The organism is Planktothrix serta PCC 8927, from assembly GCF_900010725.2.
Lineage (GTDB): Bacteria > Cyanobacteriota > Cyanobacteriia > Cyanobacteriales > Microcoleaceae > Planktothrix > Planktothrix serta.
The window spans coordinates 39,002-60,128 of record NZ_LR734869.1 but is presented as its reverse complement, the minus strand read 5'-3'; the positions used below and the strand labels follow the sequence as shown (position 1 = coordinate 60,128).

Genomic DNA, 21,127 nt, shown 5'->3' with positions numbered 1-21,127 from the left:
TTCGGGCGGCGTTTGTCAAGTTCGTTAGTTACCTTCTGAGGCGATCAGGAGACTTTTTACACAAGTTGATATCCTGTGTAGAACTTGTTAAACTAACAAAAGCATAATTCTAAGGTCGAACCGATGCTAACCGTAACTTACGAGTACAAGTTAATTCCAAACAAGCAACAAATTGAGGTAATAGAACATACCTTAAATATTTGTCGTTCAGTCTGGAATTATGCCTTAAGAGAGCGTAAGGATTGGTTGGCATCTCGAAAATCTCCTGTTAACGCTTGCTCCCTAAAACAAGAATATATTATCCCTGCCGATACACCTTATCCTAATTATCACAATCAAGCTAAAGCACTAACAGAAGCCAAGAAAACTAACAAAATGCTGAAATCAGTAAACGCTCAAGTCTTACAACAAGTTTTAAGGACTTTAGATAGAGCGTTTGCTGATATGCAGTCTAAAAAGTTAGGCTTCCCGCGCTTCAAAAATCAGTACAGGATGCGCTCTTATGTCTATCCTCAAATGCTCCAAAATTGTGTGAAAGGGAATCAAATCAAATTCCCTCAATTGGGATGGGTAAAGTTTAGAAAGTCCAGAGAAATTCCTCAAGGGTTTGAAGTCAAACAAGCCCGTATTGTCAGAAAAGCATCAGGTTATTTTATGATGCTTTCCATGCAGTTAGAGGTTAATATTCCCGATGTTCCTTTTCGGGGTCATCCGTTAGGGATTGATTTAGGTTTGGATAAATTTCTAGCGACTGTTGACAAGAATTACACATCACAAATCTGTCCTAATTGTGGTTTACTTATAGGTAAAAAGACTCTTGATATCAGAGAACATGATTGTCCTGAATGTGGTTACAAAACCCATCGAGACGTAGCAGCAGCACAAGTTATCAGAAATCGGGGTATAGAAAATAACGCGCTAGGGCATGGCGTGTTAGAAAATGCCTGTGGAGATGGTCTGACGGGGGTGGTAACACCTAGTCAAGAATTTGTGAAACAGGAAATCTTAAATGTGAGTTTAAGAATCCCCCGTTACAACGAAGTTTAACGGGGGAGTATGTCAAAGCAAACAGATTTGACTAAAATCATGAGATTTATCAACCCCAAAACGGACTACGCTTTTAAAAAGATATTTGGTGCTACCGAAAGCAAAGACATTCTGATTAGCTTTCTGAATGCCTTGGTTTATGAAGGCAATTCTACCATTGAAGACTTAGAAATCATTAATCCCAACTTACCGCCTCAAATCCGAGGTTTTAAAGATACCTATCTCGATGTTAAAGCCAGACTGAATAACGGGGTACTTGTGATTATTGAAATGCAGGTTTTAAACGTGCAGTCTTTTGGTAAAAGGGTTTTGTTTAATGCTGCGAAAACATACTCTTTTCAATTGCAAGCCGGAGAAGGCTACCGAATGCTTAAACCCGTGATTGCTTTAACGATTACTGATTTTGAAATGTTCCCTGATCAGGAGCAAATGATTTCTCGTTTTGTTTATCGAGAGAAGTCTGAAGGCTGGTACTATCGTGATAACGATATTGAGTTAGTATTCGTTGAGTTGCCTAAGTTTACCAAAGAACTCGACCAGCTTGAAACCATTGCGGATAAATGGATTTACTTTATTAAATTTGCGCGATCGCTCACTTCTATTCCTGAAAATATGGACGATATTCCTGAACTACACCGAGCTTTTGAAATTGCCAATCAAGCCGACTTAACTGCTGAGGAGTTAGAAGATTTGGAACGCAGGGAAATGTTTATCTACGATCAGCAAGGAGCGATCGCACTAGGACGGGAAGAAGGACGGGAAGAAGGACGCGAAGAAGGACGGGAAGAAGGACGCGAAGAAGGACGGGAAGAAGGACGGGAAGAAGAAAAGCGTGGTATTGCTCGAAACCTACTAGATCGACTGAATAATCAGGCGATCGCTGAAGTTACGGGATTAAGTCTGAAAGCCATTGAAGAGTTACGCTCCCGAAGTGAGTCATGATTAACTATTGCGGAGAAAAAGGGTTATTTCTTATAACCGGAATTCTATCCAGCCAGAACTTCTGATATCAGAAATTCCTGGGCTGATTTGAATCGATTAAATCAGGATTTACACTTTATGGGTCACATCAACATTGATAACGGAATTGAAAGTATGATAGTTTCATCAATCCGCAATGATTCTGAGTCACTTCCTCTAGTGTCAAAATCCCTTTATGATTCTGTTGTTGGTGTGGAAAGAGACTCTAAATAATGCAGAAAATCCAATAATTCAGCATCCGTTAACAGACGGCGGGAACGCTTTCCGTATGTTTTTTGTAAATAAGCCGAACCTTGTTCAGGAGTCCAGCCTAAGCGCTTTAATTCAATATCCGTTTTAGCAATATCCGAGGAAAAATCTGTGGTTTCCAGAGGACGACTAGAAGCAACGGATGAACTACTAAATTCCGGTTCATCAGGATAAGTTGGAACCCCCTCCGTCGTTGAAGGAATTGGGGGTAAAGAAGCACTGCGTCCTTTAGACCCAGTAGGAGGGGATGATTTTGCGTCTTTCTCTGGAGTTGATTTTGGCGTTTCAGTTTTAGGATTAATATAGGTTGCGGATAACCAATCATCCGAGGTCAAAGTAGAAGACTCCGCCCCGATCATACTAGGACTAGGGGTTTCCTCGGAGTGAACAGAAGAAGACACTGGGGGAAGACTATCGGTTTTTACGGGTTCTGAGGGGGGAGGACTGACAACTTTATCCTTAACCTCCCTCTCGGTCGATTTTAACGGTTCGGCGGGAATAGCAATTTTAGGTAGAGTTGTATCCATTCCCAGAGCTTGAATAGCCCGTTTCTTGGCGTGATCTTCTGCTAATTCAACGGTATCGGCGGCTGCTAATCCCGTTGTTAAGATTACACCGTCCACTTGTACCATCGCCCGAACGACATATTTTCCTTGATAAATCGTCAGCAATTCCGAAATTAAACTCCCTGTCGGATAACGAGTTCTCAATTGAGCCAACATAATTAATATTTCCTAAACAAACTACGATATAATTAAAGATTAGTCATTTACGCAGCTAAACGTCACAAATTCTGTACCCTATCTGACAAGCACCCAGGGAATCAACATTGGGTACTATTCCACAAGCTCAGAGTTAGCCCGATCGCTTATGGCTAGATGTTAGGGTCAAATCCATCCCTCAACCTTGAGCATCTATCCTCTTACAGACGGCTTCTGTTCATCCTGTGATTGTAACACTGTCCTTGATGGAGTTCTGCAATCAACCTGTGAGAAATTCCCCGCTTGGTGTGAGTGAAGATGGGGTCTTAGGTGTCCGGTGTTTCGTGTCCGGTGTCACCGGAAGCAGAAATCACTTCTTTGCTCAAACCCAAAAGCCGGAAACTTGCAGGCTTGACACCCAACACCCAACACCCGACACCTGAAACCCGCAACCCAAAACCTGATCTGAAAACGAGGATTAATCGCTACATGGACTTTTCAATCGCTACACTGTTAGCTTATTTTTCCGATGATAAATTAGTGGCGCCCAAAGCTTTGGAGAAAAAACTCGCCCCGGACGAGGAAAGTCTCCGTAGATTTCAGATTGCTTTGGATGCTTTAGAACGAATTGGAATTCTGGAAAAAGATAAAGGTCGTTATCGCCGAATTCCAGAAGAAGGAATTGTGGAAGCGAAACTCCGATGTTCGAGTAAAGGCTTCTGTTTTGCCATTCAAGATACCGAAGGGGCAGAAGATGTTTATATTCGAGAAAGTCATCTGAGTACCGCTTGGAATGGCGATCGGGTTCTGGTTAGGATTATTAAAGAAGGTAGCCGTCGCCGTTCACCCGAAGGGGAAGTCTATCTAATTTTAGAACGCGCTAATCCTTCAGTTTTAGCCCGAATAAAACAAACAAAAACCGGCTATCGCGCCGTTCCCTTAGACGACCGTTTATTATTTGAATTGGACTTAATTAATGATCCCTCCGAACTCACCGGAGCCGTCGATCATTTAGTTCATGTTGAAGTCTTGCGTTATCCCATTGGAGTTCATCGGCCGATGGGTCATGTTGTCCAAATTCTGGGCTCCGATGCTGAAGAAGCCGATGATTTAGATATTGTCTGTTGTAAACACGATTTACCTCGGAAATGGCCTGCGGTCGCTTTACGAGAGGCTGAGGCGATTTCTAGCACCTTGAAAAAAACAGACTTAAAAAATCGGGCTGATATTCGCAATGTTTTAACCATTAGTTTTCAACCCGATTCAGGAAACCCGGAATTTTCGGTGTTAAAAGATGCAGAAACCCCCAACCGTCGCCCCTGTATCGATCATGCCTTTAGTATTGAACAAACAAAATCGGATCATTGGCAATTAGGGATTCATTTGGCCGATGCTGCCCACTATATTCTCCCCGATAGCGATCTTGATCGAGAAGCGCGAAAACGGGGAACGGCGATTTATTTGGCGGATAAACTGATTCCGATTTATCCTGAAAGCCTGTGTTGCGATCGCTTGGCATTAATTCCCAATGAGGAACGATTAGCCGTGTCGATTATGATTACCTTAGATATGGCTGGACGAGTGGTTGAATACGATCTCCAACCCAGTGTTGTCCGGGTCGATCATCAACTCACCTTTGAACAGACCGAAGCCATTCTCGATGGTGAACCTTCCCCCTTTGCCCATGTTTTAGAAAATCTGTTAGAACTGAGTCGAGCCGTGCGCCAAATTCGCTTAGAACGGGGAAGTTTTGAACTCAATTTACCCGATACCCATTGCCATTTTAATGATGAAGGGGAACTAGGGCCGATTGTTCTATCTTCTTTGTCTCCGGCCCGGGCGATGATTTCTGAATTAGTGGTCTTAGCGAATCAAATTGTCGCTAGTCATTTACACACCTTGGCGGTTCCGGCAATTTACCGAGTTCAACCGCCACCAGAATCATCCGATGTGTCAGAATTGGCAAAATTATCAACCCATTTGGGCACGGAATTGTTTTTGGAAGAGGACGAGGAAGTTCAACCGAGTACCTTCCAAGAATTTACCGAAGAATTGTCGAGCAGCCGCGCTGAACGGGTTTTAAGTTATTTATTAGAAGAAACCCTCAAACCTGCGGTTTACAGTACCACCGCTAAACTGCATTTTGGGTTAGCACTTCCCTGTTATACCCATTGCACCTCTCCCCTATCTCGCTATTGCGATTTACAGATTTTGCGGGTACTAAAAACGGTGTTTGAGGAAGGACGAGATCGCCGTTCTACTCGTGCTAAAGATCGGGTTGAGTTAGGACATTCTTCCTGTCATGGCAAAATTAGCTGGAATGTGCTCCCCCCGGAAATTCAGCATGAGTTAGAAAGTCAGTTTACCCAGTTAGTGGTGCATCTGAGTGAACGGGAAAGTGTCGCGGTGGATGCGGAGGAAGACTTAGAAGGACTCAAGAAAACCGGGTTCATGAAGGAGCGTACAGGTCAAAACTTCACGGGATTAATTACCGGAGTTCAGTCCTATGGATTCTTTGTGGAAATTGAGGTACAGTCCCCCGGCGGTACAACTTTACGGGTAGAAGGACTGGTTCATGTTTCCTCCCTCAAAGATGACTGGTATGAATACCGTTCTCGTCAACAAACCTTAGTCGGTCGCAAAAATCGCAATCAATACCGTCTAGGGGATAATGTCGAAGTTCAGGTGAAAAGTGTAGACTACTATCGTCAACAAATTGATTTAGTCGCTGTGGGGGGAGGCAGTGAAGCTTCAGATGATAACGACGAACCCTATTTTTCCTAAAGCTTAATTGTGTCGATACCGTCCCCTGTAGAGACTAGCCATGCTAGTCTCTACAACCTCTCTCCTTCTTTTAAAAAATGTCTATTACACAACTGATTACTTTACTGATTTTTGTGGGAGGTTTGGCGATCTTTACGATTCAAAATCTATCGCCATCTCTATCTTTATATTTTTTAGGAAATCAACTTCCGACCTTACCCCTTTCTATTTGGATTTTAATAGCGATCGTCGCCGGAATATTAACTTATGGGATTATTGCCCAATTATTTCAAGTTGCTAGTAGAAATCTGGGGCGGGAAGACCCCGCCCCTACCGCCTTTCAAAACCCATCTCGACGGTCTTCTAAACCTTCTATAGACCCTAATCCTAGTTCCTCTTGGGGTGAACCCTCCCCACCTCCAGAAGCTCCTCAAACATCGGGTTATACTGTCTATAATTCTGTTAATAATTCTGATCCCGAACCCACTCGCAGCAGAAGTTCTGATGATGATTGGGAAACAGAAGTTAAACCTTTTAATCCTTCTTGGGAACCGGAAGATCCGACGGGAATACCCCAGGCTCAAACGGCTTCAAATTCACCGGATAATTCTTCTGATCAGGAACAATGGGATCATCAGGAAAATCAACCCTTTACCTCTAAACCCAAAGTTTATGAAACCGAAAAACCACCTCAATCAGAATCCTGGTCAGGTTCAGTTTATTCCTATGGCTATCGGGATTCAAGTAGTACCGGAGTTGGGAAAGTAGAAACGATTTATGATGCAGATTATCGGATTATTACCCCTCCTCCTCAAACTAAAATTCAAGATAATATTGAACCCCCAAATTATCCGGCTAATGATGATGATGAAGATTGGGGATTAGATGAGGATGAGCAGGATGAACCTAACCGAAAATAAAGGCTAATTCGTAATTCGTAATTCTCTGCTATATTATCAAAAGTTAAATTGAAAGCGAGGATAGAAATTTTGCAAAAACAGTTAAACGGAATCAATATTTATCTGATTGGGATGATGGGGGCTGGAAAAACCACAGTCGGGGAATTATTAGCCAAACAATTAGGTTATCGATTTATTGATACAGATGATTTAATTACCCAAGCTACCCATCAATCCATTTCTGATATTTTTGCTACCGAAGGAGAGGAAGCGTTTAGAGATATAGAATCTCAAGTTTTATCCCAACTTTGTGCTTATCAAAAATTTGTGATTGCGACAGGTGGCGGAATTATTCTCAAACGAATGAATTGGAGTTATCTTCGACATGGAATTATTATTTGGCTGAATGTTCCCGTTGAAGAACTCTTGAATCGTTTAAAAGAAGATACAACTCGACCTTTATTACAACATCCCGATCATGAACAACAATTACAAACCTTATTAGAAAAACGCAAATCTCTGTATGCTCAAGCCGATCTCGAAATTATGATTAATTCTGGCGATACACCCGAACAAATAAGCACCCAAATCTTAGAAAAAATTCCCTCAATTTTAAAACCCCAATCTAATGCTTTAAATTAAAAAAATACGATAGTTTTAACCGTCAAGGCGGTTAGGACAAAAACTAATGCTGAAATCCAGACTGTGAAGCATTTTCTTACCTGTTCCCTGTTCCCTGTTCCCTGTTCCCTAATATATGACTTATCGAAATCCGACTCCAACCGTTGATATTATTATTGAATTAATAGATCGTCCTGCTAGACCGATTGTATTAATTGAACGCAAAAATCCGCCGTTTGGATGGGCAATTCCGGGGGGATTTGTGGATTATGGAGAAACAGTAGAAACCGCCGCCATTCGAGAAGCAAAAGAAGAAACAGGATTAGAGGTAGAATTAATTGAACAATTCTATGTTTATTCTGATCCGAATCGAGATCCCCGTCAACATACCTTAAGTGTTGTATTTTTAGCCACTGCAATTGGAGAACCCCAAGCCGCAGATGATGCTAAACATTTAGAACTATTTGAACCTTGGAGAATTCCCCAAAACTTATGTTTTGATCACGATCGCATTCTCAAAGATTATTGGCGCTATCGAAATTATCGAATTAGACCCCAATTGCTAAAATAAGCAGATAAAAAGAATTCAATAAGAGGTAAACAACGATGCAAAGTATTAAAGTAAAATCTCACATTGGCAATGATGGAATGTTGCACATCCCTTTACCGGAAATCCGAGATACTGAAGTAGAAGCGATTATTGTTTATAAAACAGTACAGAAGCCGTCAAAACGTCAGTGGTCGCCTGAATTTCTCAGCACATTTGGAGCTTGGCAAGGAGAATCATTAGAAAGAGCGACTCAAGAAGAACAACCCGATAGAGACGCATTTCTATGATTTAAAAGAAGCAATTTCTAAAATAAGAGGTAAAGATGCAAAGTATTAAAGTAAAATCTCACATTGGCAAAGATGGAATCTTACACATCCCTTTACCAGAAATTCGAGATACTGAGGTAGAAGCAATTATTGTTTATCAACCCCTACAAAAAAATGAAAACCCATCATTAGCATCACTCTATGGAATTTGTGCTGACGATCCCATTATTATTAACGATGACGGAACAAAATTAAGCGATCGCTTTTATGGATGTATCCAAGATGAAACATTTGTTAGACATCCACCTATAGCAATCCCAAATAGGTTGTAATAATTTAAAAGTGATATGAAACAGCCAGAAGTATTATTTCTGTTCCCTGTTCCCTGTTCCCTATTCCCTATTCCCTGCTATATAGAGATTGAGAAGCTAGAAAGGAAAAACCCCTCAAAATGTTAACACTTTAAGGGGTTTTATGGAGTGCCAGGAGGCGGACTTGAACCGCCGACACGAGGATTTTCAGTCCTCTGCTCTACCGACTGAGCTATCCCGGCTTGTTTTTCACTTTTACTAATCTAGCAAATCTGAACGAGTTTGGCAACCCCCTAGAGAGAAATTTTTTGATAAAGTGAATGAGACTGAAGCAATAGCAGATGGGATAGGAGCATGAAGCACAAAAAACCCCCCGCAGAGCTAATTGGGGTCAGCTTAATTTGGCTTTTGGTGGCGGTGAGCGATCGCTTATGGTTTAGGATGGATGATTCTGTTCCCGCTTGGGATCACGCCGATTATCTCAATAGTGCCTTAGATTATTGGCGAGTGTGGCAACAGCCGCAATGGTTTTCTGGGGACTGGTGGAGTCAGATGTGGATGCTATCGCCGAAAGTGCCCCCTTTGACCTATTTATTAACAATTCCCTTTCAGAATGTGTTAGGAATTGGGTTAGATCAAACTAATGCGGTTCATTTATTATTCAGTGCAATTTTATTCGCTTCAGTGTATGGTTTAGGAACACAATTATTTAACCGTTCTGTGGGATTTTGGGCAACGGTGTTATCTGCTCTTTTACCCGGACTTTATCATCATCGCTTACAATTTCTTTTAGATTATCCCTTAACTGCAATGGTGACGTTAAGTTTTTATTGCTTAACGTTGTGGTGGTTTTCTAGGTCTGATCAATCTTGGGGATTATCTATTCTATTTGGGTTAACCTTTGGACTCGCTCTTTTAACAAAACAAACAACTCTTTTTTTCCTATTTACCCCGTTATTATGGGTGACAGTAGCAATCCTAAAACATCGTCAATGGCAACGTTTTTTACAATTAGCGATCGCCTTATTATTATCTATCACCGTTATTTTTCCTTGGGCGAGAACAAATTGGTTATTAATGTTAACTTCAGGAAAACGAGCAACGATTGATTCTGCGATCGCCGAAGGTGATCCAGCTTTAACCAGTTTAGACGCTTGGACATATTATTTTAAGTTACTTCCGGCTCATGTTTCTTGGCCGTTATTAATCATTCCGATTATTGGACTTTTATATTATATTATTAAACACTATTCTCTATCTGGGAATCAACAACATCATCCCTTTTCTAACTTCCCCAAACTAGAATTAAACTGGATTTCTTTAAAATGGTTAACGGTATTTTGGTTTGGGGGTTATTTCATTAGTTCGTTAAATATTAATAAGGATTTTCGCTATACTTTACCCTTACTTCCGGTTTTAGCGATTGTTTTAGCTTATTTCTTAACGTTATTTCCGCAACGGTGGGGGCGACAAATTCGCTGGGGAACAGTCAGTTTAGGGATAATATTAATGATCTTTAATTTATGGCCAATTGGCAGTTATCCTGTTAGACAGGTGATGAGAACTTTAAACCCTGGAAATCAACATCATGTTTATTTAGGAAATCCTTGGCCGAATGAACAAGTAATTGCAGAAATTATTCAATCTCAACCTTATTTAAAAGCAAATTTAGGAGTATTACCTTCAACGCCAGAAATTAATCAACATAATTTTAATTATTATGGTTCGTTACAAGATTCTCAAGTTTATGCGAGACAAGTTGGAACAAAGGAAAAGAATGTTTTACAAGATGTGCGATCGCTGTCTTGGTTTGTGACAAAAAGCGGACAACAGGGTTCAGTGGATCGGGTGCAAGATGCTCAACAGATGACCATGCAGATGTTAGAAAACAGTCCCGAATTTAAGTTAAAAAAACAATGGTTATTACCCGATAATAGTTTTTTGAATTTATATCAAAGAATTACGCCTTTTGTGCAAGTAGAACCTTTCCCGCCTGGGGTAAAAAAAGTTGAGTTAGGTAATCTTTTAATCCCGAATCAAGCCCCTCCTGGGGTTCCTGTTCCTGTTACTTATGACTGGCGAGGATCGTTACCCGAATTGCAGGAGGGGGTTGTGATTTTAACCTGGAGGTTGACGTCTCCCAAGAAAGAAGGGTTATCATTTTGGATTCATGATCATGGGATGGGAATGGGACAATTATATGCTAATTCATCTGATCAAAGTTATCAAGTAATAGAACGAATGGCGATGCTTCCTCCGGTTAATATTATCCCTGGAAATTATCGCTTAGAAGCAACCTATTTAAACCGAAAAACGGGGGAAAGTTATAAAATTGAAACCCCTAATATTACCTTAAAAATTGATCCTAAAGCACCGCCTTTAGCTGCACCTGAATTAGATTTAGTCACGCAGTTAAGAACGTTATCGGTGAATTTACCCCAAGGAATTAAAGGGTTAGATCCGATTTTTGCTGAGGTGGGACGGATTAATCAATATGATCCGACTCAAGATTATACAATTCAAGCAGAAACAGCGTTAGAATATCGGTTAAAACAAGAACCATTTCGGTTAGATTTAGCGTATAATTTAGGTTTAGCAAATGTTTTACAACAGGATGCTAAAGGGGCGATCGCAGCTTTAAAACAAGTTACTCAACTGGATAATAAAAATCCGAATGCTCACGCTTATTTAGCGTTTGTTTATCTGTATAATTTACAGCCTAAATTAGCAGAACAAGCTTTAAAACCTGCGTTAGAATTAAACCCAAATCAACCGGAATTTAAAGCTTTATTAGGGGTTTCTCAATTGATGCAGGGTAATATTATTCCAGCTTGGCAGAATTTACAAGCTTTGAAGTAAATTAACAGTTAGAGGGAAGGTTTCGTCTATAAGTGTTAACTTATAAGGATGTACGATGACGTAGCCGCCACCTGACGGCATCCCATGAGGCACAACAGAGTTTAATTAAGTTAACAAGATAGGAATAGGAATAATGACATTAACAACCGTGATTCAAGTGACAGCAGATGGACAGTTAGAACTTCCACCGGAAATCCGTTCTAAGTTGCACCCAGGAGATGAGTTTGTCCTGTGGCAAGAAGAAGATATCATTATTTTAAAAAAGGTTCAGAAGCCTTTATTAAATGAGCTTATTCAACATCAAAAAACTGTTAATTTAGAGGAATCTTTAAGTTTTTTTGAAATTGCAGATCGTCTCTCTAAACTGAATGAAATTGATCCAATTTCTGAGGAAGAAATTCAAGAGGAAATTCAAGCTTATAAGCAAGAAAAGCGAAACTTGGCTTAAGTTTATGCGAATTGTTTTAGATACTAATACTGTAATTTCTGGGCTTTTTTGGCGAGGTAAACCTTTCCAGGTTCTCGAATTAATGCGCTTGGGAAGAATCAAAGTTTACACTTCTGGAGCGATATTAGAGGAATTATTAGATGTTCTAAATCGCCCCAAATTTTCAACGAGATTAGCCTTATTGGGATTTAGTCCCCAAGAAGTAGTTAATAGTTTGATGTCTTGGGTAGAAGTTGTAGAAATTGGAGAAGTTGAAAAAATTGTAATTTCAGATCCAGACGATGACCAAATTATTGCCTGTGCTAAATTAGGGCTTGCTGAAAAAGTAACAGAAAAGGAAACGAATGATAAACTAGCGAATGAAGTTAGAAGGGTAAATCAGTTTTTTTGGAGGAAAGGAGTTAACCGATAAGTTGTGATAATCAATGACTCGAAAAAAGTAATTGACTAAAAAAATTGACACCAAAATCTGCCTAAGAATGGCAGAGAGATTCATGACTAAAAAAGTAATAGCAATTGCCGTTTCGGAAGTATGAGCTAGTTTATTCATAATCCGATTCAGGCTAAATCTTCTTTTCCCTTGCCCAAATTTGCCCTCAATTGAATTCCGAATCTTTTCATCCTCTAACGCCTGTTTCTTAGTAGCTTTACTAAGATTTGCTGGCGGTCTCCCTAATGGGGGGCCACTGATTCTAATTCCTCTGTCTTTACACCAAGCTCGGTTGTCTCTAGTCCGGTAAATTTTATCTACATGGACTGATTCTTCCCAGGGTATCCATTGGGCCATGATTACCCAGCGATTCTCTTCTGAGAGTTTTCCCTCAAATGGCAGTTTGAACTCCTCTGCTGGTGTCCTTGGTTGTTCGTCTTTACGGTACATTTTCCCCGACTCCTGCAAGGTTTTTGCGCTATTTTACACCCCTCCCTTGCACCTGATTCATTTTTTCTTGTCTTCTCCTCCCTCCTGTTCTGGCTTTTCCCCTTTTTTCAGCAAGCCCTACCTATAACGCGCCGATTCCACCTGGATTAGACAGTACAGAAACCATCGCCACCACCTTACAAACCTGGGCGGCTAGTTTCCACTACCAACCCGAAGACCTACTACCTGGTTCCAGAGGAGAAGAAAACCACCATAATCCCATCCGCAGTTATATCAGCCACTCCTTTTGGGAAATCGCGAAAACACTAGGATGGCAATCGTTCAGTCGCGATTTTGTCATGCGCCTAGGCAACAATGGCTTCACCCCAGACATCCTCTTATTTTTAGGGCCACCACGCAACACACTTAGAGAATACTACCTCGAAGGGCCAGCCGAAATGGTCATCGAAGTGCTGCGACCCGGACATGAATACGCAGACCGCATCATCAAACGAGACTATTACGCCGCAGGTGGAGTACCAGAGTACGTTATTCTCAACCCAGCCCGAAAAGAAATCGAATTTTGGCGCTTAATCAACGGAAAATACGAGGGAATGGCTCCTGACCCATCAGGATGCTACCGACCGCAGAGCGTACCGGGGTTAGTTTTTCTCCCCAACAATCTGTGGAGAGAAGATGAAGACTGGTATCGCTGGCCCCACGACCCCCCAATAGTTTATATTGAAGGCACACAGCCAGAAGGTCGAAGACTGCGAGAGGTAGAGAATGGTTTGGGTTGGGGATGTTTACCCTTTAATCCGCAATTGCAGTTAGAGCCAGTACCCATTTCCTTTGAACAGTATATTTCTTGGTGTCCAGAAGCCAAGTTTGAGTTCTGGGACGGGAAACCTCAAATTGGCGGTAAAGAAGGCATTCGCAACTTGATTGGGATGTTACTGATGACCTTTGGTTTAGCAGATGCTTTAAAGGTCTTGTCGCCCGTTGAGTGGGTAAGCGCGTTATTAGAAACAGAAACTCTGAGACAGCAAGATGCCCAACGGAAAGCAGTTTGGTGGGATTTGGCTCGTCAAGCAGCTACCTTATTACGTTCTAAATATGGCGTAACTCGCTTGGGAGTCATTGGAGATTTGGTCAAACCTGAGCCCTTAAATTTTTGGTCAGAGATTACGCTAGTTGTTTGGGATTTACCAGACAGAAAAGGTTACGAGATTTACCAGGATTTGTCTAATTTGAGCCAGGAACCTGAGATTAACTTAATTGAGGCAGAGAGCAAGTATGCTACGCTGGCTCAACAGCAGTCAATTTCTCAATTTCTGGTTGAGATTTAGTTCCCATCGCTTTCTTGTTGAAGTGTTTGACCAAAAATTTGGGATAAAATCAAACCTAAATCCTATTTTTGTATTCCTCAACTCTATCTAAATCGCACTCCGCACCCCGAACTTCGCACTCCGCACTCAAAACTCCGCACCCCGCACTCAAAACTCCGCGTTTGAGTGTTTTATTAGCTTGGAGGAAATGCGACAATTGCATCAAAAGGTGAAAAAGTTGGTTTTACCCCAGGAGGATAATGTCCGTTTCTACTGGATTTCTAATGATGCTCTTTCGATTGTTTTAACCATTGGCAGTCAAAAGCCTGAACCTCCTCCTCAATATTATGTGATTTAGGGGAGTTCTGGTGATCCGATGTTCTGCCCTTGGGGATGGGAAGGTGCGTCGATAGGGTGATTTCAGGTATTGTTGAATCGTAGAATAGGCTTAAATTCCTTTCGGGTCAGGGTTTGAGCGGATTAGGAGGATAACGCTGGGCTAATCGACGCACCTCGCCCAACTCCTGAAACCCCTATGTTTTCGTTGAGGTGCGTCGAAGCTTTACACAGAGGGTGTTTGAGGGCTATGAATTCGCTGTTTTTGAGTCATGATCTATGGTATATTCAGGGGGTGCGTCGATTTGAAGGCTGTAGCTCCCTCTGGGTATACCCTCTGCGGCGAACTCCCTTCCGAAGGGTTTAATTCGGATTAGTTGGAAACGTTGAATATTGAAACCCTCCTCAACTAAAAAATCCCTTCCGAAGGGTTTAATTCGGATTAGTTGGAAACTGAAACAGTAATTGAAACAAACAACGCTTTTTTAAGCCCCTTCCGAAGGGTTTAATTCGGATTAGTTGGAAACATAAGGTAAATTGCTACCTGAATCCCAATTTTACGAAAGAACCCCTTCCGAAGGGTTTAATTCGGATTAGTTGGAAACTGTTTACTGAAAAACTAAAGCAGAGCTGGATTAACCAAACTCCCTTCCGAAGGGTTTAATTCGGATTAGTTGGAAACCAGCAATAGCTACTAGAAAACCGCCTACACTCAAAACTCTGTTTGTGTAGGTGGTTTTCATTAAAACCCAAAATAAATCATCGCTTAATCTTTATAAAAACTCCCTAACTTTTGAATATCCTCAGCCATTGTTTTTCTTAAATTCCAAGGTAACAATACCTCAACTTTCGGCCCCCAAGCCCTTAACCGCATAATCACATTATAATCATCAACCCGATAGTTAACTCGGCAATAAACATCATCAGGAGAACGAGAATTTAAAACCATAATTAACCGTTGTTTTTCTGAATCATTGAGATGAGACTGAGAAATTAAACTCCGGGCAGACTTATAGGGAATTTTCTTAAATAGTTCATCTCGTTCTGTTCCTTCAATATAACGGTTATGAAAATAACGATCAAAACGAACTAATAATAAATCATCGGGTTTATAGAAATCAAATCCCCAGGCTTGACTTCTTAAATCTTCTATCGTTTTAGGGGTTTTAGATTGGCAAATCTCTCGATTAAAATTTGGCAAATTCACCTGTTGCCAAGTTAATATTTGTAAATCCTTAATCCGATCTAAACGATAATCATACCAATCAATTTTTGTTTCATCTCTAGGAGTTTGACCAAAACCCAATAAATAAGGAGCGCGATAAGAGTAGTAAATACAAACCGGACAGATAATATAGATTTCCCCGTCATCTTGATAATTTTGAAAATTTCGCGCACTAACATAACTCACTTGAATGGGAGGAATAGGAACCTGTTGCCAAATTTCTTTGAGTTGTTGTCGCAGATGATTAATTTGAGGTGCTAACTGGCGATGCACAACATATTCAAGATCCACAAAAAAACGCTGTTCTCCATTAATAGTCTCAGCAAAATCATCCAGAAAATCGACTAAATCATTTTGAATAACATTTCTAACTCCTCCCATTTCCAACGGAAAATCAACCCTTTCAGAAAAAGTCCCAAAATCAGGAAAATTTTTAACCTTTTTATAAAATGTTTTTCCTCTATTTTTTCCGGGTTCTGTGTCGTTTTGCCCTTCTAACCACCCCATTTCTACTAAAGCTTTAAAATCATATTGAAGATTTCTTCGCGTCCCGGCAAATAACCGAATTTCTGATCCATTTATCTGATATTTAGGCGGATCAATAATTCCAAAACCTAATAAATGTTTTAACTCCAGATCAGACATCAAATAGAAATTCAGAAAAGAATCTTGCCACTGTTGTTGATTTACCCCAGTTTCAGGATCAAATAACCAATCTGATAAAGTTTGACTACAGGGACAATTAACATCATGAAGGGGGGAAATTTTATCATTGTTATGATATTGATGGGTTTGGGTAAAAAACTGTTTCCGCCAATCATTATAGATAAAGCATTCCTCTAATTCTGTATAAATCGGATCGGTCGCGTCTCCATAAAGCGATCGCAATATCACCCATAACCGCACCGCCTTTGCTAAATTTTGTTTAAGAGAACCCCGTGCGAGAACCTGCAACAATTCCACACTGGGAGAAAAGTCAAATATTCTATCCAATTGCGTAATATCCTGATTTCCGTGAATGAACTTTAACATCAATTCTTACCCCAAAGACCAATATTAAACTATCAAACCCTGGAAAGGGGGTTTTCTAGCCTAATGTCAGAGTAGAATCATTGATCAATCAGCAACACTCACCATGTATACCTATCAACTCAGACTCGAAGGGGATATTTTAAAAGTTGGATTTAACCGCATTCAACCCGCTCAAGGAGATCAAATTGTCCGCGATGCGTTTGAACAGTTAGAACAAATGATTGCATCCGGGGAAATATCTGGCGGTAGTGGGGTTCTGAAAATTGATGGCCCTCAATCTGTCCCCGTTGCTTATGTTATTGCCCATCGTTTAGCTCATTTATATGAAGCGATCGCTGTTTTAGATCCCAAAATCGGCTCCAAAGGATGTAAAACCTATATTGTGACGATGACTCATGGTTCTTCAAACTATCAAATAGGGGATTTAATTTGTAGCCAAGAGTCCCAGATTGAATTATCAAAAATTAAAGTCGTTTTATGTGGCCCTCCCCGTTCAGGAAAATCCTGTTTAAGAGAAGGTTTAAAAACAGCAATTTTAGGAATTCTTGGTGCTCCCTATCCCTATATTATTACCGCCTGTCAGGATGGAGAAGGGGCTTGGTATCAAAAAACCTATGCTAGTAATCAATCCTTAGCTGAAAATATTAAACCCGCAAATAAAGGGGATATTACACCAGAATTTGCCCAAGCCGCTGCTCAATGGGTACGCAGTGCAAATCAACTGATTAATATTATTGATGTTGGGGGGAAAATGTCTGATGAAAATAAAATTATTATGCAAGAAGCAACCCACGCCGTTATTGTAGCCGGAAATCCTACTCAAATTCCAGAATGGGCAGAATTTGCTAAAAAAGTCGGCTTGAAAGTGATAGCAGAAATTCACAGTGATTATGAAGGAATAACGGATCATATTACTTTCCAAAAAGATTGGGTTGGTTTTATTCCAGATCACGTTTTTGAGACTCCTTTACTCACAGGTTCCCTTCATCATTTAGCAAGAGGAGAAGATATCTCTAGCCGTCCAATGGTGACAGCATTAGCAAATTTGCTAGTCAAGCTCACAAAATCTTAATTTTTAAAACCTAAAAACTGATAAATTAATCTTCCTATCTTTTGTGACTAGGAGGATTTTATTATGGTTAAAACATTTAAAAAATAGTATTGGCACACTCTGTAGATTAAGCATAAGTTTATATTTTATATGAAATCTGTAAATGTTTTCTACACATTCCCCCTGTAGAGACGTTGCATGCAACGTCTCTACAGGGGGTTTAGGGGGAATCATCTGTAGCGTTTATAATTAGATTTCATATTAGGAATAGAAGAAGCCTCTTCCATAAGGCGTTTAAAATGAAAATCATAAAGCCGAATATTATCAGGAGAATGGAAGTATGAAAACCTTTTTATTTCTGAGTTTACTATTTGTAGGGATTCCGATTGTTTACATTCCATCAGCAAAATTAGCCGATGAAAACGAGACAATCTTTCCCTGGACAATTCCTCAAAATGAAGAACTAAACACTCAATTGAGCCAAGTAGATCAGAGTGATGATGATTCTCCAATAGTACCACCTAACTGATCAGGTTAACTCAAACTTGGGGTGAAGATCTGAATTCAGATCTTCACTCTTTAGCGATCGCACTTCACTTTTAAAAGCATACCTCTTAAACATCAAAGAATAAATTAATCAACTTTGCGATTTTAATATTACTCAGACACCAGAGTTGATCGATTTGTGGTATGGTTAAAACTTGATTGGAATTGGCTGTTGTGTTCTGATGTTTTCCTGAACTTTCAATTTTGCGATCCGTCTATGTCCTCTCGCACTGCAAAAAAATCCCGTTCATCGAGTTTAAATTTACCCCAGTCTACAGAATTGGTTGCCCTTGCTTTTGATTTAAGTTCCCCAAAAGATGCAACCTTATTTCCCCAATATAGTATCGGACTTCATGCCTGGTTTTTAGATCAAGTTCGGCAAATTGATCCCGAACTTTCTGAATATCTCCATGATAGTCAGTCAGAAAAACCTTTTACTTTATCGGGGTTAAATGGGAAAATGGGAACGGCAGGAAAACAGTTACAAATTCATGCCAATCAACCCTATCAATGGATGTTAACGCTACTGTCTAAACCTGTTGTAGATTGGTTGAGAGATTGGCTAAAAAATCCCCCTACTGCAATTAATCTCCGCCAAACCTCCTTTAATATTAAGTCGATTAGTTTCGCTTATCCTCCCACAACTTATCAACAATTATTTGAAACTTCACCTTCTAAAACTTTATCCTTAAGTTTCCTCAGTCCTACCAGTTTTCGCCGCAAAGGTCATCATTTTCCTTTACCTTTACCGTTTAATGTTTTTCACAGTTATTTGCGACGGTGGAATGATTTTTCCGGTCATCAATTTGAACAGGATGCTTTTCTCAGTTGGGTGGATGAAAATGTAATTATTCTGCGTCATCAATTAGAATCTGTGAAAGTTGTTGCGGGAAAAAAAGGGTCTGTGACGGGGTTTACAGGAGCTATTGAATATGGATTAACAGAAAACGCCTACAATCAACCCGAATTTGTGCAATTATTTTTTACATTAGGTGAATTGGCGCCCTATTGTGGAACCGGACATAAAACCACCTTTGGTTTAGGTCAAACCCAAACAGGTTGGCATCGAGAAGAAGGGTTAGTTACGTTAACAACCGTAGAATTATTATTAGCGCAACGCATTGAACAAATTACCGAAAAGTTAATGCAAGGACAAAAACGAACCGGAGGAACCAGAGCAATTGATATTTGTGAAACCCGTGCCACAATTTTAGCTCGTTATGAGTTTGGAGAATCTTTAAAAGACATTGCAGAGGATTTAGAAATGCCCTATGAAACGGTAAAAACCTATGCAAAATTAGCCCGTCAAGGAATTAAAAGTTTGTAGTTGCGCTTCAGCGCTGCATCCCATAACTATCCTAGTTTAACTTTCTTCGCAATAAACATAACAATTAAACATTTAAGATTTGTTCAACGGTTAATTGTAGTTCAGGGAAGGTGAGAGATAAAATTAAATCAGATCCTTGATAAGATTGACGTTGATAATTTCCTGTTTCATCAACTTGATAAACAAAAATAGTCGGAACTTTAGGGTTTCCTAAATAAGAACGAGATGCGATCGCTAAATAATCTACTATCCAATATTCAGCAATTCCTAAGCGTTGATATTCATCTAATTTATCGACATAATCATCTTCCCAATTTGTTGAAACTACCTCAACCGCTACCTGAAGCGGATCAACAAATGCAGTATAAGCATTGCGATTTAATTCCCATAGGGTTTTATCAACAACACTGACATCCGGTTGTCTTCCTTGTTCTGTTCCTATCGGGGTTAATGTCCTAATGACAATTCGATCAGAAACTCGATAGTTAAGATCACACCGTTTGACTTCATTTTTAAACGCATCAGCAATAAAATCAGCAATATCTTCATGCTGTCGAGTGGGTAACGTTCTCACAATTTCTCCATTCACCAGTTCATAACGTCCTGCTTCATTAGGGAGTTGTTCTAAAAATTGTGTAAAGGTGAGTTGTTGTTGAGTTGGAATTGAGGTTAGAGTCATGGCGAAGTATGAGAAATTACACTAGCAGATATTTTAAGAATAACTTCTCAAGTCTGAAAGCTGGCAGTTTTGACAGTTGGTTGAGTTTTATGTTTAGTCCCCTTGCGGGGAAAGAGATGGGATGACGTAATAATCGATCAATCCAGCATCTCACGGAGTTTAGTTTCCGTCCCCTTGCGAGGATGTAAAAGATATTCAATCATAAAAACCTAGCTCTTCGCGTAACTCACTGATAGTTTGAGGTTTAAGGGTATTACTATTGGCTTTTTCTAAAGCAGCAAATAAACGAGTTGCATTATTTGCAGACCCAAGAAGATAAACAGTCTCTCGTAAACTCTCTAATTCAGAAGCAGGAATAAGAGCAACTTTTCCTTTGCTAGAATAATTAATAACTACTACTTCTTGATTGTCCAATACTTGATCGCAAAGTTGATCTAGGTGTGTATGAGCGTAGTTATAGGTGTATGTATCTTGAATAGACATTTTCAACTAATTCCATATAAATAAATATTTGTAACAGATAAAGACTGGGTACTTTATTAGTTTCAATGGTCACTTTGGTTAAGTAAACCTGCTAGGAGGGGATCTTGAAAAGGCTCCAGACCCCCAACATTGATTTAGTTAATTATGATAGCGTGCTTGAAGAAAATCAATTCGGCCATCGGTGACTTTATAGACTAACCGATGCTCCTCTGTGATGCGACGCGACCAGACATTCTTCTCATACTTCAGTTTTTCTGGTTTACCTCGACCTTTGAAAGGGTCACGCATCACAAGCTCAACTAACTCTAATACCTTTGAGGCAATGTCGCAATCATCTTTTATCCAGTTTCTTAAATCTTCTCGGAACTGTGGAGTAATTACTGTATCTCGTGTTTTGTTACTGTGAGTGGAAGTTTGGTTTTTGGCGGGTTTGCCCGAATAACTTGAACTTTGCGATGCTGGATTAATCGAGTAGTTACTTGTTTGACCGCTAGAGTCATCCCAGGATATTCTATCCATATTGGTTTTTGATTTAGTTAGGACTGTTCCATTATAGCTGCTGAAAC

The 21,127-nt window shown here is 40.1% G+C and carries 21 protein-coding genes, 1 tRNA gene and 1 pseudogene; 16 read left to right on the top strand and 7 right to left on the bottom strand.

Annotated elements, in window-relative coordinates; all coding sequences use genetic code 11:
• Positions 1-123 precede the first annotated feature (123 nt).
• Together PL8927_RS11155 and PL8927_RS11150 are read left to right on the top strand one after the other, a co-directional pair.
• Positions 124-1,047, top strand: coding sequence for an RNA-guided endonuclease InsQ/TnpB family protein (locus PL8927_RS11155; RefSeq protein ID WP_083621238.1), 924 nt, complete (start codon positions 124-126; stop codon positions 1,045-1,047).
• Positions 1,048-1,086: 39 nt separating this feature from the next.
• Positions 1,087-1,989: an Rpn family recombination-promoting nuclease/putative transposase gene (locus PL8927_RS11150; RefSeq protein WP_083621235.1), complete on the top strand. Its 903-nt coding sequence runs from the start codon at positions 1,087-1,089 to the stop codon at positions 1,987-1,989.
• 212 nt (positions 1,990-2,201) lie between these two features.
• On the opposite strand, the gene PL8927_RS11145 is transcribed toward PL8927_RS11150, so the two are convergent.
• Positions 2,202-2,999, bottom strand: coding sequence for a hypothetical protein (locus tag PL8927_RS11145; RefSeq protein ID WP_083621233.1), 798 nt, complete (start codon positions 2,997-2,999; stop codon positions 2,202-2,204).
• A 468-nt stretch (positions 3,000-3,467) separates the two neighbouring features.
• Between PL8927_RS11145 and PL8927_RS11140 the strand changes: the two genes are divergently transcribed.
• The 6 genes from PL8927_RS11140 to PL8927_RS11115 all read left to right on the top strand — a co-directional run bounded on the left by PL8927_RS11140 (position 3,468) and on the right by PL8927_RS11115 (position 8,409).
• On the top strand, positions 3,468-5,762 hold the full coding sequence (locus PL8927_RS11140; protein ID WP_083621956.1) for a ribonuclease R family protein: 2,295 nt from the start codon (positions 3,468-3,470) through the stop codon (positions 5,760-5,762).
• A 77-nt stretch (positions 5,763-5,839) separates the two neighbouring features.
• Entirely contained in the window at positions 5,840-6,661 is an 822-nt protein-coding gene (locus PL8927_RS11135; RefSeq protein ID WP_083621230.1) for a LapA family protein, read from the top strand.
• A gap of 48 nt (positions 6,662-6,709) precedes the next feature.
• Entirely contained in the window at positions 6,710-7,282 is a 573-nt protein-coding gene (locus PL8927_RS11130) for a shikimate kinase (protein ID WP_269322015.1), read from the top strand.
• 115 nt (positions 7,283-7,397) lie between these two features.
• Positions 7,398-7,832, top strand: a complete 435-nt coding sequence (locus PL8927_RS11125; protein WP_083621228.1) for an NUDIX domain-containing protein — start codon at positions 7,398-7,400, stop codon at positions 7,830-7,832.
• Between the two features lie 35 nt (positions 7,833-7,867).
• Complete coding sequence (locus PL8927_RS11120) at positions 7,868-8,098, top strand: hypothetical protein (protein WP_083621225.1); 231 nt, start codon at positions 7,868-7,870, stop codon at positions 8,096-8,098.
• 35 nt (positions 8,099-8,133) lie between these two features.
• On the top strand, positions 8,134-8,409 hold the full coding sequence (locus PL8927_RS11115; RefSeq protein WP_083621222.1) for a hypothetical protein: 276 nt from the start codon (positions 8,134-8,136) through the stop codon (positions 8,407-8,409).
• Positions 8,410-8,557: 148 nt separating this feature from the next.
• On the opposite strand, the gene PL8927_RS11110 is transcribed toward PL8927_RS11115, so the two are convergent.
• Positions 8,558-8,630: transfer RNA gene (locus PL8927_RS11110), tRNA-Phe, on the bottom strand.
• Positions 8,631-8,742: 112 nt separating this feature from the next.
• Here PL8927_RS11110 and PL8927_RS11105 point away from each other — a divergent pair.
• The 3 genes from PL8927_RS11105 (at position 8,743) to PL8927_RS11095 (ending at position 12,107) form a co-directional block, all read left to right on the top strand.
• Complete coding sequence (locus tag PL8927_RS11105; RefSeq protein ID WP_083621219.1) at positions 8,743-11,247, top strand: phospholipid carrier-dependent glycosyltransferase; 2,505 nt, start codon at positions 8,743-8,745, stop codon at positions 11,245-11,247.
• 133 nt (positions 11,248-11,380) lie between these two features.
• Positions 11,381-11,695: an AbrB/MazE/SpoVT family DNA-binding domain-containing protein gene (locus PL8927_RS11100; protein ID WP_083621217.1), complete on the top strand. Its 315-nt coding sequence runs from the start codon at positions 11,381-11,383 to the stop codon at positions 11,693-11,695.
• A 4-nt stretch (positions 11,696-11,699) separates the two neighbouring features.
• A complete protein-coding gene (locus tag PL8927_RS11095; protein WP_197047390.1) occupies positions 11,700-12,107 on the top strand; it encodes a putative toxin-antitoxin system toxin component, PIN family in 408 nt (135 codons plus the stop codon).
• On the opposite strand, the pseudogene PL8927_RS11090 reads toward PL8927_RS11095, so the two are convergent.
• Positions 12,048-12,464, bottom strand: a pseudogene (locus PL8927_RS11090) (transposase); the annotation flags it as partial. The gene PL8927_RS11095 and the pseudogene PL8927_RS11090 overlap by 60 nt on opposite strands.
• Before the next feature lie 170 nt (positions 12,465-12,634).
• On the opposite strand from PL8927_RS11090, the gene PL8927_RS11085 reads away from it, so the two are divergent.
• Together PL8927_RS11085 and cas2 are read left to right on the top strand one after the other, a co-directional pair.
• Positions 12,635-13,903 (top strand): Uma2 family endonuclease, encoded by a 1,269-nt coding sequence (locus PL8927_RS11085; RefSeq protein ID WP_083621212.1) that lies wholly within the window; start codon positions 12,635-12,637, stop codon positions 13,901-13,903.
• A 91-nt stretch (positions 13,904-13,994) separates the two neighbouring features.
• Positions 13,995-14,240 (top strand): CRISPR-associated endonuclease Cas2, encoded by a 246-nt coding sequence (gene cas2 / locus PL8927_RS28835; protein WP_083621209.1) that lies wholly within the window; start codon positions 13,995-13,997, stop codon positions 14,238-14,240.
• Between the two features lie 744 nt (positions 14,241-14,984).
• On the opposite strand, the gene PL8927_RS11075 is transcribed toward cas2, so the two are convergent.
• Positions 14,985-16,475: a TIGR03985 family CRISPR-associated protein gene (locus PL8927_RS11075; protein ID WP_083621206.1), complete on the bottom strand. Its 1,491-nt coding sequence runs from the start codon at positions 16,473-16,475 to the stop codon at positions 14,985-14,987.
• 103 nt (positions 16,476-16,578) lie between these two features.
• On the opposite strand from PL8927_RS11075, the gene PL8927_RS28440 reads away from it, so the two are divergent.
• The 3 genes from PL8927_RS28440 to cas6 all read left to right on the top strand — a co-directional run bounded on the left by PL8927_RS28440 (position 16,579) and on the right by cas6 (position 19,399).
• The gene (locus tag PL8927_RS28440) at positions 16,579-17,547 is read left to right on the top strand and encodes a CRISPR-associated protein Csx3 (RefSeq protein WP_083621203.1); all 969 of its coding nucleotides are present in this window, start codon (positions 16,579-16,581) and stop codon (positions 17,545-17,547) included.
• A 319-nt stretch (positions 17,548-17,866) separates the two neighbouring features.
• On the top strand, positions 17,867-18,055 hold the full coding sequence (locus PL8927_RS11065; protein WP_083621201.1) for a hypothetical protein: 189 nt from the start codon (positions 17,867-17,869) through the stop codon (positions 18,053-18,055).
• Between the two features lie 156 nt (positions 18,056-18,211).
• Positions 18,212-19,399 carry a CRISPR-associated endoribonuclease Cas6 gene (gene cas6, locus PL8927_RS11060; RefSeq protein ID WP_331281814.1) on the top strand — a complete coding sequence of 396 codons (1,188 nt, stop codon included), beginning with the start codon at positions 18,212-18,214 and terminating at the stop codon, positions 19,397-19,399.
• Positions 19,400-19,463: 64 nt separating this feature from the next.
• On the opposite strand, the gene PL8927_RS11055 is transcribed toward cas6, so the two are convergent.
• From PL8927_RS11055 to PL8927_RS28975, 3 genes are all read right to left on the bottom strand, one after another.
• Positions 19,464-20,078 (bottom strand): Uma2 family endonuclease, encoded by a 615-nt coding sequence (locus PL8927_RS11055; RefSeq protein ID WP_083621195.1) that lies wholly within the window; start codon positions 20,076-20,078, stop codon positions 19,464-19,466.
• 195 nt (positions 20,079-20,273) lie between these two features.
• On the bottom strand, positions 20,274-20,561 hold the full coding sequence (locus tag PL8927_RS11050; RefSeq protein ID WP_083621192.1) for a type II toxin-antitoxin system Phd/YefM family antitoxin: 288 nt from the start codon (positions 20,559-20,561) through the stop codon (positions 20,274-20,276).
• A gap of 138 nt (positions 20,562-20,699) precedes the next feature.
• On the bottom strand, positions 20,700-21,080 hold the full coding sequence (locus PL8927_RS28975; protein ID WP_083621190.1) for a Txe/YoeB family addiction module toxin: 381 nt from the start codon (positions 21,078-21,080) through the stop codon (positions 20,700-20,702).
• Positions 21,081-21,127 lie beyond the last annotated feature (47 nt).

Coding starts and splice junctions, on each gene's coding strand:
- PL8927_RS11065 (WP_083621201.1), top strand. CDS start 17,867: ATGAAAACCTTTTTATTTCTGAGTTTACTATTTGTAGGGATTCCGATT.
- PL8927_RS11055 (WP_083621195.1), bottom strand. CDS start 20,078: ATGACTCTAACCTCAATTCCAACTCAACAACAACTCACCTTTACACAA.
- PL8927_RS11105 (WP_083621219.1), top strand. CDS start 8,743: ATGAAGCACAAAAAACCCCCCGCAGAGCTAATTGGGGTCAGCTTAATT.
- PL8927_RS11145 (WP_083621233.1), bottom strand. CDS start 2,999: ATGTTGGCTCAATTGAGAACTCGTTATCCGACAGGGAGTTTAATTTCG.
- PL8927_RS11100 (WP_083621217.1), top strand. CDS start 11,381: ATGACATTAACAACCGTGATTCAAGTGACAGCAGATGGACAGTTAGAA.
- PL8927_RS11095 (WP_197047390.1), top strand. CDS start 11,700: ATGCGAATTGTTTTAGATACTAATACTGTAATTTCTGGGCTTTTTTGG.
- PL8927_RS28975 (WP_083621190.1), bottom strand. CDS start 21,080: ATGGATAGAATATCCTGGGATGACTCTAGCGGTCAAACAAGTAACTAC.
- PL8927_RS11140 (WP_083621956.1), top strand. CDS start 3,468: ATGGACTTTTCAATCGCTACACTGTTAGCTTATTTTTCCGATGATAAA.
- PL8927_RS11115 (WP_083621222.1), top strand. CDS start 8,134: ATGCAAAGTATTAAAGTAAAATCTCACATTGGCAAAGATGGAATCTTA.
- PL8927_RS11120 (WP_083621225.1), top strand. CDS start 7,868: ATGCAAAGTATTAAAGTAAAATCTCACATTGGCAATGATGGAATGTTG.
- PL8927_RS11135 (WP_083621230.1), top strand. CDS start 5,840: ATGTCTATTACACAACTGATTACTTTACTGATTTTTGTGGGAGGTTTG.
- PL8927_RS11150 (WP_083621235.1), top strand. CDS start 1,087: ATGAGATTTATCAACCCCAAAACGGACTACGCTTTTAAAAAGATATTT.
- PL8927_RS11125 (WP_083621228.1), top strand. CDS start 7,398: ATGACTTATCGAAATCCGACTCCAACCGTTGATATTATTATTGAATTA.
- PL8927_RS11050 (WP_083621192.1), bottom strand. CDS start 20,561: ATGTCTATTCAAGATACATACACCTATAACTACGCTCATACACACCTA.
- PL8927_RS11155 (WP_083621238.1), top strand. CDS start 124: ATGCTAACCGTAACTTACGAGTACAAGTTAATTCCAAACAAGCAACAA.
- PL8927_RS11075 (WP_083621206.1), bottom strand. CDS start 16,475: ATGTTAAAGTTCATTCACGGAAATCAGGATATTACGCAATTGGATAGA.
- PL8927_RS28440 (WP_083621203.1), top strand. CDS start 16,579: ATGTATACCTATCAACTCAGACTCGAAGGGGATATTTTAAAAGTTGGA.